This window comes from Streptomyces dryopteridis (genome assembly GCF_049606955.1).
Classification (GTDB): Bacteria; Actinomycetota; Actinomycetes; order Streptomycetales; family Streptomycetaceae; genus Streptomyces.
The window spans coordinates 5,030,943-5,047,385 of the sequence record NZ_CP187113.1; the positions used below are offsets into that span (position 1 = coordinate 5,030,943).

General features: G+C 72.9%; 16 protein-coding genes. 9 read left to right on the plus strand and 7 right to left on the minus strand.

The genetic code is table 11. From position 1 onward, the window contains the following. Positions 1-89: 89 nt before the first annotated feature. The gene (gene serB, locus ACN20G_RS21545) at positions 90-1,292 is read right to left on the minus strand and encodes a phosphoserine phosphatase SerB (protein WP_424214448.1); all 1,203 of its coding nucleotides are present in this window, start codon (positions 1,290-1,292) and stop codon (positions 90-92) included. 79 nt (positions 1,293-1,371) lie between these two features. Next, positions 1,372-2,934, minus strand: a complete 1,563-nt coding sequence (locus tag ACN20G_RS21550) for a streptophobe family protein (protein ID WP_424215621.1) — start codon at positions 2,932-2,934, stop codon at positions 1,372-1,374. A 254-nt stretch (positions 2,935-3,188) separates the two neighbouring features. Between ACN20G_RS21550 and ACN20G_RS21555 the strand changes: the two genes are divergently transcribed. Beyond that, positions 3,189-5,612 (plus strand): FHA domain-containing protein, encoded by a 2,424-nt coding sequence (locus tag ACN20G_RS21555; protein WP_424214449.1) that lies wholly within the window; start codon positions 3,189-3,191, stop codon positions 5,610-5,612. Between the two features lie 79 nt (positions 5,613-5,691). Here the strand turns inward: ACN20G_RS21555 and ACN20G_RS21560 are convergent, their stop codons facing one another. Then, the gene (locus tag ACN20G_RS21560) at positions 5,692-6,357 is read right to left on the minus strand and encodes a transglycosylase SLT domain-containing protein (protein ID WP_424214450.1); all 666 of its coding nucleotides are present in this window, start codon (positions 6,355-6,357) and stop codon (positions 5,692-5,694) included. 437 nt (positions 6,358-6,794) lie between these two features. Here ACN20G_RS21560 and ACN20G_RS21565 point away from each other — a divergent pair, with 437 nt between their 5' ends. The 3 genes from ACN20G_RS21565 to ACN20G_RS21575 all read left to right on the plus strand — a co-directional run bounded on the left by ACN20G_RS21565 (position 6,795) and on the right by ACN20G_RS21575 (position 9,093). Continuing rightward, positions 6,795-8,045 (plus strand): GAF domain-containing sensor histidine kinase, encoded by a 1,251-nt coding sequence (locus ACN20G_RS21565; protein WP_424214451.1) that lies wholly within the window; start codon positions 6,795-6,797, stop codon positions 8,043-8,045. Beyond that, positions 8,038-8,703, plus strand: coding sequence for a response regulator (locus tag ACN20G_RS21570; RefSeq protein WP_424214452.1), 666 nt, complete (start codon positions 8,038-8,040; stop codon positions 8,701-8,703). Before ACN20G_RS21565 ends, ACN20G_RS21570 begins: the two co-directional genes overlap by 8 nt. Before the next feature lie 141 nt (positions 8,704-8,844). Beyond that, entirely contained in the window at positions 8,845-9,093 is a 249-nt protein-coding gene (locus ACN20G_RS21575) for a chaplin (protein WP_424214453.1), read from the plus strand. 104 nt (positions 9,094-9,197) lie between these two features. On the opposite strand, the gene ACN20G_RS21580 is transcribed toward ACN20G_RS21575, so the two are convergent. Continuing rightward, positions 9,198-9,986, minus strand: coding sequence for a hypothetical protein (locus tag ACN20G_RS21580; RefSeq protein WP_424214454.1), 789 nt, complete (start codon positions 9,984-9,986; stop codon positions 9,198-9,200). Positions 9,987-10,120: 134 nt separating this feature from the next. Here ACN20G_RS21580 and ACN20G_RS21585 point away from each other — a divergent pair, with 134 nt between their 5' ends. The 4 genes from ACN20G_RS21585 to ACN20G_RS21600 all read left to right on the plus strand — a co-directional run bounded on the left by ACN20G_RS21585 (position 10,121) and on the right by ACN20G_RS21600 (position 13,462). Continuing rightward, complete coding sequence (locus ACN20G_RS21585) at positions 10,121-10,915, plus strand: ABC transporter ATP-binding protein (protein WP_424214455.1); 795 nt, start codon at positions 10,121-10,123, stop codon at positions 10,913-10,915. A 120-nt stretch (positions 10,916-11,035) separates the two neighbouring features. Then, complete coding sequence (locus tag ACN20G_RS21590; protein WP_424214456.1) at positions 11,036-11,467, plus strand: NfeD family protein; 432 nt, start codon at positions 11,036-11,038, stop codon at positions 11,465-11,467. 105 nt (positions 11,468-11,572) lie between these two features. Then, the gene (locus ACN20G_RS21595) at positions 11,573-12,541 is read left to right on the plus strand and encodes an SPFH domain-containing protein (RefSeq protein WP_424214457.1); all 969 of its coding nucleotides are present in this window, start codon (positions 11,573-11,575) and stop codon (positions 12,539-12,541) included. A 150-nt stretch (positions 12,542-12,691) separates the two neighbouring features. Next, positions 12,692-13,462, plus strand: coding sequence for a sulfite exporter TauE/SafE family protein (locus tag ACN20G_RS21600; RefSeq protein ID WP_424214458.1), 771 nt, complete (start codon positions 12,692-12,694; stop codon positions 13,460-13,462). Positions 13,463-13,561: 99 nt separating this feature from the next. On the opposite strand, the gene ACN20G_RS21605 is transcribed toward ACN20G_RS21600, so the two are convergent. From ACN20G_RS21605 to ACN20G_RS21615, 3 genes are all read right to left on the minus strand, one after another. Continuing rightward, complete coding sequence (locus tag ACN20G_RS21605; RefSeq protein ID WP_424214459.1) at positions 13,562-14,065, minus strand: HNH endonuclease; 504 nt, start codon at positions 14,063-14,065, stop codon at positions 13,562-13,564. 191 nt (positions 14,066-14,256) lie between these two features. Beyond that, on the minus strand, positions 14,257-14,808 hold the full coding sequence (locus tag ACN20G_RS21610) for a YbhB/YbcL family Raf kinase inhibitor-like protein (protein WP_424214460.1): 552 nt from the start codon (positions 14,806-14,808) through the stop codon (positions 14,257-14,259). A gap of 54 nt (positions 14,809-14,862) precedes the next feature. Further along, on the minus strand, positions 14,863-15,645 hold the full coding sequence (locus ACN20G_RS21615; protein ID WP_424214461.1) for a sporulation protein: 783 nt from the start codon (positions 15,643-15,645) through the stop codon (positions 14,863-14,865). A gap of 132 nt (positions 15,646-15,777) precedes the next feature. Here ACN20G_RS21615 and ACN20G_RS21620 point away from each other — a divergent pair, with 132 nt between their 5' ends. Next, on the plus strand, positions 15,778-16,419 hold the full coding sequence (locus ACN20G_RS21620) for a DNA-3-methyladenine glycosylase (RefSeq protein WP_424214462.1): 642 nt from the start codon (positions 15,778-15,780) through the stop codon (positions 16,417-16,419). Positions 16,420-16,443: the final 24 nt, after the last annotated feature.

The window sequence follows — 16,443 nt, forward strand, 5'->3', positions numbered from 1 at the left end:
CGCCGTGGGCACACCCCGCCACGACGAAGGGCGGGGGCGCGCACGGGGAAGACCCCGTCGCACCCCCGCCCCCGCGCGGCCGACCGACCTCACACCAGGTCGGCGGCCTCCACCTCTTCCCGGGTGATCCCCAGCAGGTACAGCACGGCGTCCAGGAACGGCACGTTCACCGCCGTGTGCGCGGCCTCCCGCACCACCGGCTTCGCGTTGAACGCCACCCCCAGACCGGCCGCGTTCAGCATGTCGAGGTCGTTCGCCCCGTCCCCGATCGCCACCGTCTGGGCCAGCGGCACCCCGGCCTCCGCCGCGAACCGCCGCAGCAGCCGCGCCTTCCCGGCCCGGTCCACGACCTCGCCGACCACCCGGCCGGTCAGCTTCCCGTCCACGATCTCCAGCGTGTTGGCCGAGGCGAAGTCCAGCCCGAGCCGCTCCCGCAGATCGTCCGTGACCTGCGTGAACCCGCCCGAGACCACGCCCACCTGGTAGCCCAGTCGCTTCAGGGTGCGGATCAGGGTCCGCGCGCCCGGCGTCAGCCGCACCTCGGCGCGGACCTTGTCCACCACCGACTCGTCCAGACCCGCCAGCAGCGCCACCCGCGCGTGCAGCGACTGCTCGAAGTCCAACTCCCCGGCCATCGCCCGGGCCGTCACCGCCGCCACCTCCTCCTCGCAGCCGGCGTGCGCGGCGAACAGCTCGATGACCTCGTCCTGGATCAGCGTGGAGTCCACGTCCATCACCACCAGGCGCTGGGCCCGCCGGTGAAGCCCGGCCGAGACCACCGCCACGTCCACGCCGAGAGCCGAGGCCGCCGTGGCCAGCGTCGTGCGCAGGGGCTCGGTCTCCACGCCCGACACGGCGAACTCCACCGCCGTCACCGGGTACTTCGCCAGCCGGAAGATGCGGTCGATGTTGCCGCCCGTGCCGGTGATCCGGGCCGCGATCTGCGCCGTGGACTCGGCGGTCAGCGGATGCCCCAGCACCGTCACGTGCGAGCGGCCGCTGCCGCGCGGCCGGTTGTCGCCGGTGCCGGAGATGATCTCGGCCTGCAACTTCAGCGACTCGGCCCAGCTGTGCACGGTCGCCCGCAGCTCGCCCTCCCCGCCCGGCGAACCGGGACGGGTGACGAGGGCACACAGCACGATCCGGCCGCGCGTGACGACCTGCTCGATGTCGACCACGTCGACCGAGTAGGCGGCGAGGGTGTCGAACAGTCCGGCGGTGATCCCGGGACGGTCCTTGCCGAAGATCTTGACGAGGAGGGTGGGGGCGTCGGAAATCTGCGAAGCGCTCATGGTGCCCTCACCGTATCGTCCCCGCTCGGCCGCCCCACCCCCCGTCCCACCAGACGGTCACCCGCTCCGCCGAACTCCCTCACCCCACCCCGGACCCCGGCGGCCGGGGCGGCGGGAACGACGGCGGGGGCGGCGGCCCCGGGGGTGGCGGTGGGACGAACGGCGCCCGCCCCGCCGCCCGCGTCCGCCCGTCCGGATCCGCCCCCGGCCCCGGCCCCGACCCCGAGGGCCCGCTCCGGTACGGGTTCACCACCGGCCCCGCCCCGCCCGGCGGCACCGGAGGCCGGTACGGCCCCCACGCGCCCTCGCCCTCGCCCCCGCCCCCGCCGGCCGCCGGGCCCGGCCCGCCCGCCGCGCCCCCTCGGCCCCGTCCCACCAGCCCCGCCACCACTCCGATCCCCGCACCCCACACCGCACCCCACGACACCGCCCGCACCGGATCCACCGCCAACCGCGCCCCCAACCCCGTCAGATCCACCCCGAGCACTCCCAGGGACGCGTCCAGCGAGAACCGCGTCGCCCACGCCACCACCCCCAGCCCGGCCGCCGTCACCACCACCGACCGCGCCACCGCGCCCGGCACCCGCACCCCCGGCGAACCCCGCCCCACCACCACCCCCACCAACACCGCGAGCACCACCGACCCCACCGTCGGCAGCCACACCCACCACCCCTCCCACCCGGCCACGTCCCCCACCGACACCGACCGCCCCACGAACCACCGCGCCACCGGCTCCGGCAACCACCGCGACGCGTCCCCCCGCACCGACCCCTCCCACGGCACGCCCCACGCCGCCGCCCACCCCGTCCAGCCCCCGTTCGGCGCCCCCAACAACAGCGCCCCCACCGCCGCCCCGAACACCCCGCGCCACAAGCCCGCCACCACACCGCCCACCCACACCAGACCCACCGGCACCGCCGCGAGCACCAGCAACCCCCGCACCGGCGCCCGCCACCGCGCCCACCCCACCGGCCCGTGCCGCGAGACCGCCAGCGCCACCACCAACACCACCAGCACCCACCCCAGCGCCCCGAGCACCGTGGCCGGCACCTCCACCGCGAAGCCCACTCGGGCCTTCGCCTCGATCAGATCCCCCACCCGATCCGGCAACAACCCGCCCAAATCCGGCAGATCCCACCCCGGCACCTCCAACCCCGGCACGTCCACTCCCGGCACCGACACCGAGGGCCGGGGCACCGCCGGCGAGGGCAACCGGGCCCCGTCCAGGGTCACCACCTCCCGCCCCCAGGCCCCCGAGGCCGCCGCCACCCCCGCCCACAGCGACGCCACCACCCCGGCCCGCGCCGCGAGTTCGGCCCCCCGCCCGCGCGCGCACCGCGCCGTGCGCAGGAACACCGCCCCCAGGACCACCGCGCCCACCACCGACACCCCGAGCGGCACCAGTTCCAGGGACCCCTCGGCGCCCGCGCCCCCGGGCATCCCGAACACCGAGAGCTCACCGGTGGGTCGGATCCGCCCGCCCGCCGCCGCGATGACCGTCGCCGCCGTCATCGCCCCGAGCGACCCTCCGGTGTCCGTGACCCCCAGCAGCCACAGTCCGAGCGCCGCGACCCCCGCCATGGCGGCCGCGGCCGTCCCGACCGCGAGCAGCGCACCGGCCGAAAAGGAACCCCATCGCATCGCGCGCACGAGCCCGACCCCCGAACCCTCGTCGGCCGGCCCGCCCCGCAGAACCGGGTACGGGCCCGCGAATTCCGCCTCTCCTCACTGTCCGCAGGCGGGCGGCCACCGTCAACGCGCGGTCGTCGACGGGTTGTGACACGGCCCGGATTCCCCTCGGGCCCGCGGGCCTGAAATAGTTCCCCCCGATGTACGCCATCCCTAGACTCCCTGACGTCAGGGGGATTCTCGGGGGACAAGCAAGTGGGGCTGGAGTGCCGGAACTCGTACTGCAAGTGAACGGAAGGACCTGGACGCTGGATCCGTCCCGGTCGTACGCGCTGGGGCGCGATCCCCAGGGGGACGTGGTCATCGACGACGCCAGGGTCTCCTGGCGGCACGCCACGCTCCGCTGGGACGGGCGCGGTTGGGGGATCGAGGACCACGGTTCCACCAACGGCACCTGGCTGCGGGGGGCCCGGGTGGAACGGGCCGAGCTGTCCCCGGGCACCCCGGTGCACCTGGGCAACGCCACCGACGGCCCGCGGCTGGACCTGATCGGGCAGCCCGCCCCGGTCGTCGCGGGCGGTGGGGCGCACTGGTCGCCCGACCCGGGCGCCGACTTCGGGCACGTGGGGATCCCGGGCCAGGGCGGCCCGCGCCAGGGCCAGGCGGCCGGTGGGGCCCACGCGGACCGCAGCCCGACCACCTTCCACCAGATCGCCGTCGGCCACGTGATGCGGATCGGCCGCGCGCTCGACAACGAGCTGGTCGTCTCGGACCTCCAGGTCTCGCGGCACCACGCCGAGTTCCGCGCCACCGCCGGCCGGTTCGAGATCCACGACCTCGGCAGCCACAACGGCACCTACGTCAACGGCCAGCCGCTGGCGAAGTCGGGTTCGGCCTCGCTGGGCCCCAACGACATCGTGGGCGTGGGCCACTCCACGTTCCGGATCGTGGGGGACCGGCTGGAGGAGTTCGTCGACACCGGCGAGGTCTCCTTCTCGGCCCGGCACCTGACGGTCACCGTGGACGGCGGCAAGCAGATCCTGAAGGACGTGTCCTTCGGGGTGCCCGAGAAGTCGCTGATTGCGGTCATCGGCCCGTCCGGCTCCGGCAAGTCCACCCTGCTCAAGGCGCTCACCGGCTACCGGCCCGCCAACCAGGGCGACGTGCTCTACGACAACCGGAACCTGTACAAGCAGTTCGCCGAGCTGCGCCAGCGCATCGGTCTGGTCCCGCAGGACGACATCCTGCACAAGGAGCTGACCGTCCGCACGGCCCTGAAGTACGCGGCCAAGCTCCGCTTCCCCGGCGACACCGCCGAGACCGAGCGCGCCGCCCGGATCGACGAGGTCCTGCGCGAGCTGAAGCTCGACATCCACAAGGACAAGAAGATCACCTCGCTCTCCGGAGGCCAGCGCAAGCGCGTCTCGGTCGCCCTGGAGCTGCTGACCAAGCCCTCGCTGATCTTCCTCGACGAGCCGACCTCGGGCCTGGACCCGGGCATGGACCGCGACGTGATGCAGCTGCTGCGCGGGCTCGCCGACGACGGCCGCACGGTGCTGGTGGTCACGCACTCCGTGGCCGAGCTGGCGATCTGCGACAAGCTGCTGGTGATGGCCCCGGGCGGCTCCGTCGCCTACTTCGGCCCGCCGGACGAGGCGCTGAACTTCTTCGGCTACGAGACCTGGGCCGACGTGTTCTCCGCGTTCGAGAACTACCGCGACTTCGACTGGGCCGGCCGCTGGAAGGGCTCGCAGCACTACCAGCTCTACGCCGCCGACCTCGACAACGCGGCCCCGCAGCCGGCCGTCGTGGCCCCGGTGGCCCAGGTGCGCCCGCCCAAGCCGCAGGGCTGGGGCTCGCAGCTGTTCACGCTGATCCGCCGCTACGTCACCGTCATCGCCTCCGACAAGGGCTTCCTGGGCCTGATGGTGATCCTGCCGGCGGTGCTGGGCGTGGTCTCCACCGTCATCCCGGCCACCTTCGGCCTGGCCCCGCCGACCCCGCCGTCCCGGTTCAACGGCGACGCGGGCACGATCATGCTGATCCTCGCGGTCGGCATGTGCTTCTCGGGCGCCGCGAACTCGGTCCGCGAGCTGATCAAGGAGCGGGTGATCTACGAACGGGAGCGGGCCACCGGCCTGTCCCGCTCGGCGTACCTGATGTCCAAGGTCATCGTCCTCGGCGTGATCACCGCCCTCCAGGGCGTGATCATCTGCGTGATCGGCTTCGTGCCGCGCGATCTGCCCGCCGAGGGCCTGCTGATGCCGCCGGCCGTCGAGCTGTGCCTGTCGGTGATCGCTCTGGGCTTCACGTCGATGATGTTCGGCCTGGTGATCTCCTCGCTGGTGAAGACCGCCGAGAAGACCATGCCGCTGCTCGTCATGTTCGCGATCGTCCAGGTCGTCTTCACCGGCATCCTGTTCAAGATCTACGACACGGTGGGCCTGGAGCAGTTCGCGTGGCTGATGCCCTCGCGCTGGGCCATCGGCGCGGCCGGCACCACCCTGAACCTCGGCAAGCTGATGCCGCCGTGGGACCAGGACGACCCGACCAACACCGACCCGCTGTGGGACGCCACCGTCGGCCAGTGGGCGCTGGACATCTCCGTGCTGCTGGCCCTGGGCGTGATCTGCGGGTTCGCCGTGGCCCGGCTGCTGCGCCGGCACGAGCCGGAGGTCATGCGCAAGTAGCCCTCGAACGCCCGCGGGGCGGCACCCGAGGACCGTGTGTCGGTCCGGGTGCCGCCCCGCGGGCGTGCGGTGCCTCGGCTCAGTAGGCGCTGTTGACGTTGTCCATGGAGCCGTAGCGGTCGGCCGCGTAGTTGCAGGCGGCGACGATGTTGGCGACCGGGTCGTACTGGTCGAACTTGGTGCCCTTGACGTGGTACGTCTTGAAGGTCGGGTAGATCACCTGCAGCAGGCCCTTGGAGGGGATGCCGTTGCGGGCGTTGATGTCCCAGTTGTTGATCGCCATCGGGTTGCCGCTGGACTCGCGCATCACGTTGCGGTGGATGCCCGCGTAGGTGCCGGGGATGCCCTCGCGCTTCATGATGAACAGCGCCTCGCGGATCCAACCGTCCAGGTTGTTCGCGAACACCGGCATCCGGGCGGCGGAACGGCTCGCGGTCTGCTCGGCCTCACGGGTCTTGGCGGCCTTCGCCTTCGCGGCGGCGTCGTCGGCGGCGACCTTGGCCTGCTTCACGGCCACGGCGCTCTGCGCGTTCACGTGCTGCGCCGTGCCGGCCAGCTTCACGTCCACGACCTTGGCCACGGCCACGGGCGCCGCGGCGATCTCCACCGGCTGCCCGGTCTCGCCCGCCCCGGCGGGGACCAGGGTGAGGGCCAGGGCGGCGGCGCCGAGACCGGCGACGGCGGCGAGGGCGATCTTGTGGGTCTTGGTCGGACGACTGTGACCGGCGGGGGAGGACGCGGACATGGGACACACACCTTCACGAGCGGGGGTTCCCTCCGGCGGGAACGGCTCGGAGAGGGTCGGACGACGCGCCGCCGGGGTTCGGGACCCTGTGCGGCGCTCGGTGACGGGAGCCATTGTTAGCGGCCGTGAAATCCCCGGGCAAAGGTGTGACCTACGAAGCCGGGTAGTGGATCACGGACCCCCGCCGCCCCCCTCCCGCACCCGCTCGAACCCCCGTGATCAGCCCTCCCGCACCCCCGGCGGATCAACTAACGGGCTTCGTAAGTGACCTGCGTCCTATGCTCGGGCTCACATCAGGCACGTAACAATCTCACCGCCCGTCGCGAAAGCGAAGCGGAACGTGACGACCGAGGTCCCGGGACCTACTCCCCGGGGTCCCGCGGACCTCCGCCCGTGGCCCCATCCGGCCGGACACGCTCCGCGACTACGGTGATCACATGGACACCCCGCCCCCGACGCCGGCCCCCGGACCCGCCGGACCGGCCGCCCTCGCGGCCGTCAGCGCCGCCGTCCTCGCGATCAACCGGCACTCCGCCGTCGAGGACGTCCTGCGCACGATCGTCGCCTCCGCCCGTACCCTCCTCGGCGCCGAGTACGCCGCCCTCGGCGTCCCCGACGACCACGGGGGCTTCGCCCAGTTCGTCGTGGACGGGGTCACCGAGGAGCAGTGGCGCCGCATCGGCCCCCTGCCCCGCCGGCACGGGGTGCTCGCGGCCATGCTCGACACCGACGGCGCCGAACGCCTCGGCGACGTGCGCGCCGACCCCCGCTTCGAGGGCTGGCCCGGCGCCCACCCCGACATGTCCCACTTCCTCGGCATGCCCGTGCGCGACGGCGACGAGACCATCGCCGCCCTCTTCCTCGCCAACAAGACCCCCACCGCCGCCCCCGCACGCCCCGAAAGCACCGAACCGCATAAAGAGGACAAAGAGGGAGTGGACCCGCCCGCCCCCACCGGCCCCGGCTTCACCGCCGAGGACGAGGCCCTCCTCGGCCTCCTCGCCCAACACGCCGCCATCGCCCTCACCAACGCCCGCCTGTGGGAACGCAGCCGCGAACTCACCATCGCCGAGGAACGCTCCCGCCTCGCCCACGAGCTCCACGACGCCGTCAGCCAGAAGCTCTTCTCCCTGCGCCTGACCGCCCAGGCCGCCGGCGCCCTCGTCGACCGCGACCCCGCCCGCGCCAAGGAGGAACTGCACCGCGTCACCGCGCTCGCCGCCGAGGCCGCCGACGAGCTGCGCGCCGCCGTCACCGAACTGCGACCCGCCGCCCTCGACGAGGACGGCCTCGTCGCCACCCTCCGCAACCACGCCCACGTCCTCGACCGCGCCCACACCGCCCACGTCACCTTCACCTGCGACGGCGTCCGCGCCCTGCCCGCCGCCCAGGAGGAGGCCCTGCTGCGCGTCGCCCAGGAAGCCCTCCACAACGCCCTGCGCCACGCCGACCCCGCCCACGTCACCCTCACCCTCGCCCGCGCCCCCGGCCGCGCCGCCGACACCGGAGCCCTCCTCACCGTCACCGACGACGGCACCGGCTTCGACCCGCGCGCCGTCCGCCGCGCCGGCCGCCGCCTCGGCCTGGTCTCCATGCGCGACCGCGCCGCCGGCGTCGGCGGCCGGCTCCACGTCCGCTCCGCGCCCGGCCGGGGCACCACCGTCGAGATGGAGGTCCCCGGTGGCTGACCACACCGCCCCCACCCCCCGCATCCGCGTCCTCATCGTCGACGACCACCAGGTCGTCCGCCGGGGCCTGCGCACCTTCCTGGAGGTCCAGGACGACATCGAGGTCGTGGGCGAGGCCGCCGACGGCACCGAGGGCGTCGCCCGCGCCGAGGCGCTGCGTCCCGACGTGGTCCTCATGGACGTGCGCATGCCCGGCCTCGACGGCGTCTCCGCCCTGCGCCTGCTCGCCCGCTCCGAGCACCCGCCCCGGGTCCTGATCGTCACCAGCTTCACCGAACGGCGCACCGTGATCCCCGCCCTCTCGGCCGGCGCCGCCGGCTACCTGCACAAGGACGTGGACCCCGAGGCCCTCGCCCTCGCCATCCGCTCCGTCCACGCCGGCCACGTGCTGCTCCAGCCCGAGATCGCCGCCGCCCTCCTCAGCCGCGAGGACCAACCCGCCGGCACCGGCCGCGGCACCACCCTCACCGAACGCGAACGCGAGGTCCTCACCCTCATCGCCCAAGGCCGCGCCAACCGCGAGATCGCCCGCGCCCTGGTCCTCTCCGAGAAGACCGTCAAGACGCACGTCTCCAACATCCTCATGAAGCTCGACCTCGCCGACCGCACCCAGGCCGCCCTCTGGGCCGTCCGCCACGGACTCACCGACACCCCCTGAACCGGAGCCGTCCCGTCCGCGCGCACTTTTCATCCTGTCGGGCGAATGTCGCCCACATGGCGTATCCGCCCCCGCCGACCCCGCGTTCTCCCCACGAGTCGCGAGGACGCATCGCGGCGAACGCACTGGAGGAAAACGAACGTGAAGAACATCAAGAAGGCCGCCGCCGTCACCATGATCGCCGGCGGACTCGTGGCCGCGGCCGCGGGCGTCTCCTCGGCCCACGGCGGCGGCGCGTCGGCCTCCGGCGAGGCCCACAACTCGCCCGGCGTCGCCTCCGGCAACCTCGCGCAGCTCCCCGTGCACGTCCCGGTCAACGCCGTCGGCAACACCGTCGACGTGATCGGCCTGCTCAACCCCGTCTGGGGCAACACCGGCGCCAACCACTGACGCGCCGCCCCACCGGACACCGCACCACCACGCTCCGCCTCGGCCCCGCTCCCCCCACTCTCCCCGGGAGCGGGGCCGAGCCGCGTCCACGCCCCGAGCCGCGCCTAACGCTTCCCGCGCTCGCGCTCCTCCACCGCCGCGTTGTACGCCGCCACCCGCGCCCGCCGAGCCACCCGCTCCACCGGCCGCAGGGCCTCCAGCCGCGCCGCCATCTCCGAGGCCGACACCGCCCCGCCGTGCCCGCTCTCGTGCGCCACCCCCACCAACAACCCGATCCGCCGCGCCGACTCCAGCACCCGCGCCGCCCGCGCCGGATACCCCGGGGCCAACAACTCCCCGTCCGCCTCCGCCCGCGCCCGGAACACCTCCCGCGCCACGTCCGCCACCGGCCCCGACGCCGCCACGTCCAAGCGCGTCAACACCTCCGTCGCCTCCCGCAGGGCCTCCGCCAGTTCCCGCTCCGCCTCACCCAACGACGGCACGTCCGCCGGCGGCGCCTCCCGCACCGGCAGGCAGTGCCACAGCACCGACACGTGCCGGTCCCCGGCCGGCCCCACCGCCGTCGGCTCCGGCACCAGCCCCCACGCGGCCCCCAGACACACCACCGCCTCCCCGGCCGCCAACGCCCGCGCGTTGAACTCCGGCGGCCCGCTCAACCCCAAGGGGTGCCCCGGAGCCGGCAACGCCACCCGCAACCCCGTCACCCCCAGCGCACGCAACCGCCCCAAGGCCAACGACAGACCCACCGGCCCGTCCTCACCCGGCAGCCCCGCCACCCGGTGCACGGCGTCCTCGCCCACGACCTCCACCACGACCTCGTCGGGCGAGACCAGACCTGACAACAAAGCGTTCCCCCAGGCGGCCAGGCGCCCCGAACGCGGTTCATCGAACATCCCCCCACCTTACGGATCCCGCCCCACACCCACCTCGGGACCGGACCGTGCCACGAGTGGCGTAGGTTTTCCTTTTGGGGCTGCGCCGGCCGGCGCACGAGCACACCGTGACTGCAAGGGGTGACAACACGCTCATGAGCGACGTTCTGGAGCTGACGGACGTATCCGTGGTCCGCGAGGGCCGGGCTCTGGTGGACCAGGTGTCCTGGTCGGTCAAGGAGGGGGAGCGCTGGGTCATCCTCGGCCCGAACGGGGCCGGCAAGACCACCCTGCTCAACCTCGCCTCCAGCTACCTGTTCCCCACCAAGGGCACCGCGACCATCCTCGGGTCCACCCTCGGCAAGGTCGACGTCTTCGACCTGCGCCCCCGCATCGGCATGGCCGGCATCGCCATGGCGGACAAACTGCCCAAGCGGCAGACCGTCCTCCAGACCGTGCTCACCGCCGCCTACGGCATGACCGCGAGCTGGCGCGAGGAGTACGAGGAGGTCGACGAACAGCGCGCCCGCGCCTTCCTCGACCGGCTCGGCATGACCGAGTTCCTCGACCGCCGCTTCGGCACCCTCTCCGAGGGCGAACGCAAGCGCACCCTCATCGCCCGCGCCCTCATGGCCGACCCCGAGCTCCTCCTCCTCGACGAGCCCGCCGCCGGCCTCGACCTCGGCGGCCGCGAGGACCTCGTCCGCCGGCTCGGGCGCCTCGCCCGCGACCCCTACGCGCCCTCCATGGTCATGGTCACGCACCACGTCGAGGAGATCGCCCCCGGCTTCACCCACGTCCTCATGATCCGTCAGGGCAAGGTCGTCGCCGCCGGTCCCATCGACCTGGAACTGACCTCCCGCAACCTCTCCGTCTGCTTCGGCCTGCCGCTGGTCGTCCAGCGCACCGAGAACGACCGCTGGACCGCCCAGGGCCTCCCCCTGGGCTGACCGGCCCGACCGACGGCCCGCGAGGCCACGGACGGAACCGGCGGACGGAAGCGGGACGACGAGCGGACCCCCGCCGTCGCCCCGTTCCGTCCGCCGACCCCGCGACCTACCATTGACCACGTGGACATCGACGCGTGGGTGTGGTGGCTCATCGGCGCGGTCGGACTCGGCATCCCGCTGGTCCTGACCGCCCTCCCGGAATTCGGCATGTTCTCCGTCGGCGCGGTCGCCGCGGCCGTCACCGCCGCCCTCGGCGGCGGGATCGTCGCGCAGGTGCTGGTCTTCGTGATCGTCTCCGTCGCCCTCATCGCGGTGGTCCGACCCATCGCCAACCGCCACCGACGCCAGACCCCACGCCAGGCCAGCGGCGTCGACGCCCTCAAGGGACGCACCGCCCTCGTCCTCGAACGCGTCGACGGCAGCGGCGCCGGCCGCATCAAACTCGCCGGGGAGATCTGGTCCGCCCGCGCCCTCGAACCGGGCGTCAGCTACGAACCCGGCCAACAAGTCGACGTCGTCGACATCGACGGGGCCACCGCCGTCGTCATGTGAGGCACCGTCATCCGAGACCGCGAGACTCGCGGAGCCGATCTCTGCGAGACTTCGAACCACGCCCAACTGGCCGACACCCGCCAGGCGGAAGGATTACGGGGAGCCATGCAACCGATCATCATCGTCCTGATCATCCTGGTGTTGTTGGTCTTCGTGGCCCTGGTCAAGACCATCCAGGTGATCCCCCAGGCCAGCGCCGCCATCGTCGAGCGCTTCGGCCGCTACACCCGCACCCTCAACGCGGGCCTCAACATCGTCGTCCCGTTCATCGACTCGATCCGCAACCGCATCGACCTCCGCGAGCAGGTCGTGCCGTTCCCGCCGCAGCCGGTGATCACCCAGGACAACCTCGTCGTCAACATCGACACCGTCATCTACTACCAGGTGACCGACGCCCGGGCCGCGACCTACGAGGTCGCCAGCTACATCCAGGCCATCGAGCAGCTCACCATCACCACCCTGCGCAACATCATCGGCGGCATGGACCTCGAACGCACCCTCACCTCCCGCGAGGAGATCAACGCGGCCCTGCGCGGCGTCCTCGACGAGGCCACCGGCAAGTGGGGCATCCGCGTCAACCGCGTCGAACTCAAGGCCATCGAGCCCCCGACCTCCATCCAGGACTCGATGGAGAAGCAGATGCGCGCCGACCGCGACAAGCGCGCCACGATCCTCCAGGCCGAGGGCATCCGCCAGTCCGAGATCCTCCGCGCCGAAGGCGAGAAGCAGTCCTCCATCCTCCGCGCCGAGGGTGACGCCAAGGCCGCCGCCCTGCGCGCCGAGGGCGAGGCCCAGGCCATCCGCACCGTCTTCGAGTCCATCCACGCCGGCGACCCCGACCAGAAGCTCCTCTCCTACCAGTACCTCCAGATGCTCCCGAAGATCGCCGAGGGTGACGCGAACAAGCTCTGGATCGTGCCCAGCGAGATCGGCGACGCCCTCAAGGGCCTCTCCGGAGCCATCGGCAACTTCGGCCCCATGGGCGGCGGCGCCGCCGGCCTGCGCCGCGAGGACCGCGGCGACGAGGGCGACACCGGGACCCGCACCCGCCGCGAGGCCCCGCCCCTCGACTGACCGCCCCCACCCGCACCACAGCGCCCCCGGCCCTCACGGACCGGGGGCGCCCGCGTTCCCACCCCACCCCTCCTGCATGATCGTCGGCGAACACCCCGACCCCGGGTCGTCCGGGGCGGGGAGGTGAACCGTCATCCGAAGGAGAAGGTCTTGTCCCTCTGGGAAGCCCTCGCCATCCTGCTCGCCGGCGTCGCCGCCGGCACCATCAACACCATCGTCGGCTCCGGCACCCTCATCACCTTCCCGGTGCTCCTCGCCACCGGCCTGCCGCCCGTCACCGCCAACGTCTCCAACACCCTCGGCCTCGTCCCCGGCTCCATCAGCGGCGCCATCGGCTACCGCGCCGAACTCCGCGGCCAGACCCGACGCGTCCTGCGCCTGGGCACCGTCGCCCTCCTCGGCGGCCTCGCCGGCGCCGCCCTCCTGCTCGTCCTGCCCTCCGAGTCCTTCGACACGATCGTCCCCGTCCTGATCGCGCTCGCCCTCGTCCTCGTCGTCCTGCAACCCCGCCTCGCCGCCGCCCTGCGCCGCCGCCAGGGCGCCGACCCCACCCGCGCCCCCCACCCCGACGGCGGCCCCGTCCTCCTCGGCGGCATGCTCCTCGCCAGCGCCTACGGCGGCTACTTCGGCGCCGCCCAGGGAGTCCTCTACCTCGCCCTCATGGGCCTGCTCCTCCACGACGACATGCAGCGCGTCAACGGCGTCAAGAACATCCTCGCGGCCCTCGTCAACGGAGTCGCCGCGATCTTCTTCCTCTTCGTCGCCGAATTCGACTGGTGGGCCGTCGCCCTCATCGCCGTCGGCTCCACCCTCGGCGGCCAGATCGGCGCCAAGGTCGGCCGCCGCCTGCCCCCCACCGCCCTGCGCGCCCTGATCGTCATCGTCGGCACCGTCGCCATCGTTCAGCTCCTGCTCCGCTGACCCGCCCCCCCCCCACACACGAAAGGGAGGGCGGACGGGGCACACGCCCCGCCCGCCCTCCCCGACGACGTTCCCCCGCGGCGGATCACCCCACCCGGATCACGCCCCCCGCGCCAACCACTCCGGCAGCCCCTCCTGCCCCGCCACCCCCAACGCGGCGAGCATCGCGTCCGCCGGCGAGGGCACGAACGGCCGCCGCAACAACGGCATCCCCGCCTGCTCCGGCGTCCGCGCCGCCTTGCGGTGGTTGTCCTCCGCGCACGAGGCCACCGTGTTCAACCACTCGTCCCCGCCGCCCTGCGCCCTCGGCACCACGTGATCGACGGTCGTCGCCCGCCGCCCGCAGTAGGCGCACCGGTGTTGGTCCCGGACCAACACCCCCCTCCGCGACCACGGAGCGTGTCTTCGGAAGGGCACCCGCACGTACCGGGACAGCCTGATCACCCGGGGCAGCGGCAACTCCACGGCGGCCGCCCGCACCCGCAGACCGGGGTGGGACTGTTCGACGACGGCCTTCTCCTGGAGCACCAGCACGACGGCCCGATTCAGCGTCACCGTCGACAGCGGCTCGAAGCTCGCGTTCAGCACCAGCGTGTCCCGCATCTCGCCCACCTCCCGTGCGCAGGCCCGCGGCCACCGGCGGCAGCGACGCCCGCAACCACTCTGGCCGCGCGCGCCACGCGGGACAACGCAATAAAAATGCCCGGTCCGGGACCCATTCAGTCCCCGGACCGGGCAAACAGCCGGCGAACGATCGAAGATCGTCGACCCGAACTCGACCCCGAGTTCGAAAATCAGCCCTCGGCGGGCCCCTCGTACTCACCGATCAACTGCGCCCGACCGATCGTCGCGAACCGCAGATTGAACCCGACCACGGCCGGCGACGCGTCCGCGTCCGGCCCCAGCACGGCCCGGTCCACGGCGTACACCGTGAAAACGTACCGGTGCCGCTCCCCGGCCGGCGGCGCCGCCCCGCCGAAATCACGCGACCCGTAGTCGTTGCGCACGTGCACCGCACCCGCCGGCAGCCCCGGGAACTCCCCGCCGCCCGCGCCCGCCGGCAGCTCCGTCACCGATGCCGGGATGTCGAACAGCACCCAGTGCCAGAACCCGCTGCCGGTCGGCGCGTCCGGGTCGAAACAGGTCACCGCGAAACTCTCGGTGCCCTCCGGGAACCCCGACCAGCGCAGCGCCGGGGACAGGTTCCCCTCCGCGTACACCTGCGCCGGACCCAGCTCCCCGCCGGGCTTCAGCTCCGGGCTCTCCACCGTGAACGCCGCCACCTCGGGGTGGAAGGCGTGCGGCAACGGCGCCCGCCCGCCGACACCCGCGCTCGCGTCACTCATCAGCTCTCGTCTCCCTCTTCTTCTCGTTCTCGTCTTCCCGCCGACGCCCGGACCTCAGAACCAGTTGCGGCGCGAGCCGACGGACGCGATCCACTCGTTGAGGTAGGCCGCCCAATCCGTGTGCTCCCAGTCCCGCTGGGACACCTGGAAGCACCGGTAGGTGTCACTGCCCTCGGAGAACAGACCGGGCTTCTTGTCCATCTCCAGCACCACGTCCATCTCGTGGGCGTCGGCCACGAAGGTCAGCTCCACCTGGTTCAGCCCCCGGTACTGCGACGGCGGCAGGAACTCGATCTCCTGGTAGAACGGCAGCGTCTGCCGGGTCCCGCGAACGTGCCCCTGCTCCATGTCCGCGGACCGGAACCGGAAGCCGAGCCGGATGAACGCGTCGAGGATCGCCTGCTGCGCCGGCACCGGGTGCACGTGGATCGGGTCCAGGTCCCCGGCGTCCACGGCCCGCGCGATCGCCAGCTCGGTGCTCACCCCGATGTTCATGCCGCGCAGCTGCTGCCCGTCGACGTGCGTCACCGGGGTCTCCCACGGGATCTCCAGCGCGAACGGCACCACGTGCTGCGCACCGGCCGCGACCTCGAAGGCCCCGCCGAGCCGCTGCGTGGTGAACACCAGGTCCCGCTTGTACTCGGAGTCCCCGCTCTCCACCTCCACCCGCGCCTGGAGCCCGACCGTCAGCCCCTCGATCCGCTGCTCCACGGATCCGCCCTGGATGTGCACCTCACCCTGCACGATCCCGCCGGGCACGACGTTCGGCTCGGTGATGATCGTGTCCACGGAGGCGCCACCGGCGCCCAGACTGGCGAACAGCTTCCGGAATCCCATGTCCACATCTCCTGTGTGTCGCTGTCGTGTCGGTGACGAGGCGGGCGCCGCCACCGGCGTCCCGCTCGCCCCTACCCACGCGGAACGATAGGGCTCGGTTGCGCCGCACCCGACTCCACTACCCTCGGGCGGATGAGCGCGCGCCCCGACCGTACGCCCCTGCCCCGCAGCTTCTACGACCGCCCGGTGCTGGACGTGGCCCCCGACCTCCTCGGCCGCACCCTGGTGCGACGCACCGAGGACGGCCCGGTGGAGCTGCGCATCACGGAGGTGGAGGCGTACCTGGGCGCCGAGGACCCCGGCTCGCACGCCTACCGCGGGCGCACCGCCCGCAACGCCTCGATGTTCGGCCCGCCCGGACACGCCTACGTGTACTTCATCTACGGCATGTGGTTCAGCCTGAACCTGGTGTGCGGTCCCGAGGGCGTCGCGAGCGGGGTCCTGGTGCGCGCGGGGGAGATCGTCGAGGGGGCGGAGATCGCCCGCAAACATCGACTCTCGGCCAAAAAGGACACAGAACTGGCCAAGGGCCCGGCCCGCCTGGCCGCGGCCCTGGCCGTGGACCGGTCCCTGGACGGCACGGACCTGTGCGCCGGCCCGAGCGCGCCCCTGGAGGTGCTGGGCGGTTCGCCGGTTTCGTCCGAGCAGGTCACGAGCGGTCCCCGGACGGGAGTGGCCCCGCCGGGAGACGTGCATCCGTACCGTTTTCGGATCATCGGAGATCCCACCGTCAGCCCCTACAGGGCCCATGCGCCACGCCGCCGCTCAAGTTGACTCGGACCTGACGAACCCGTAATG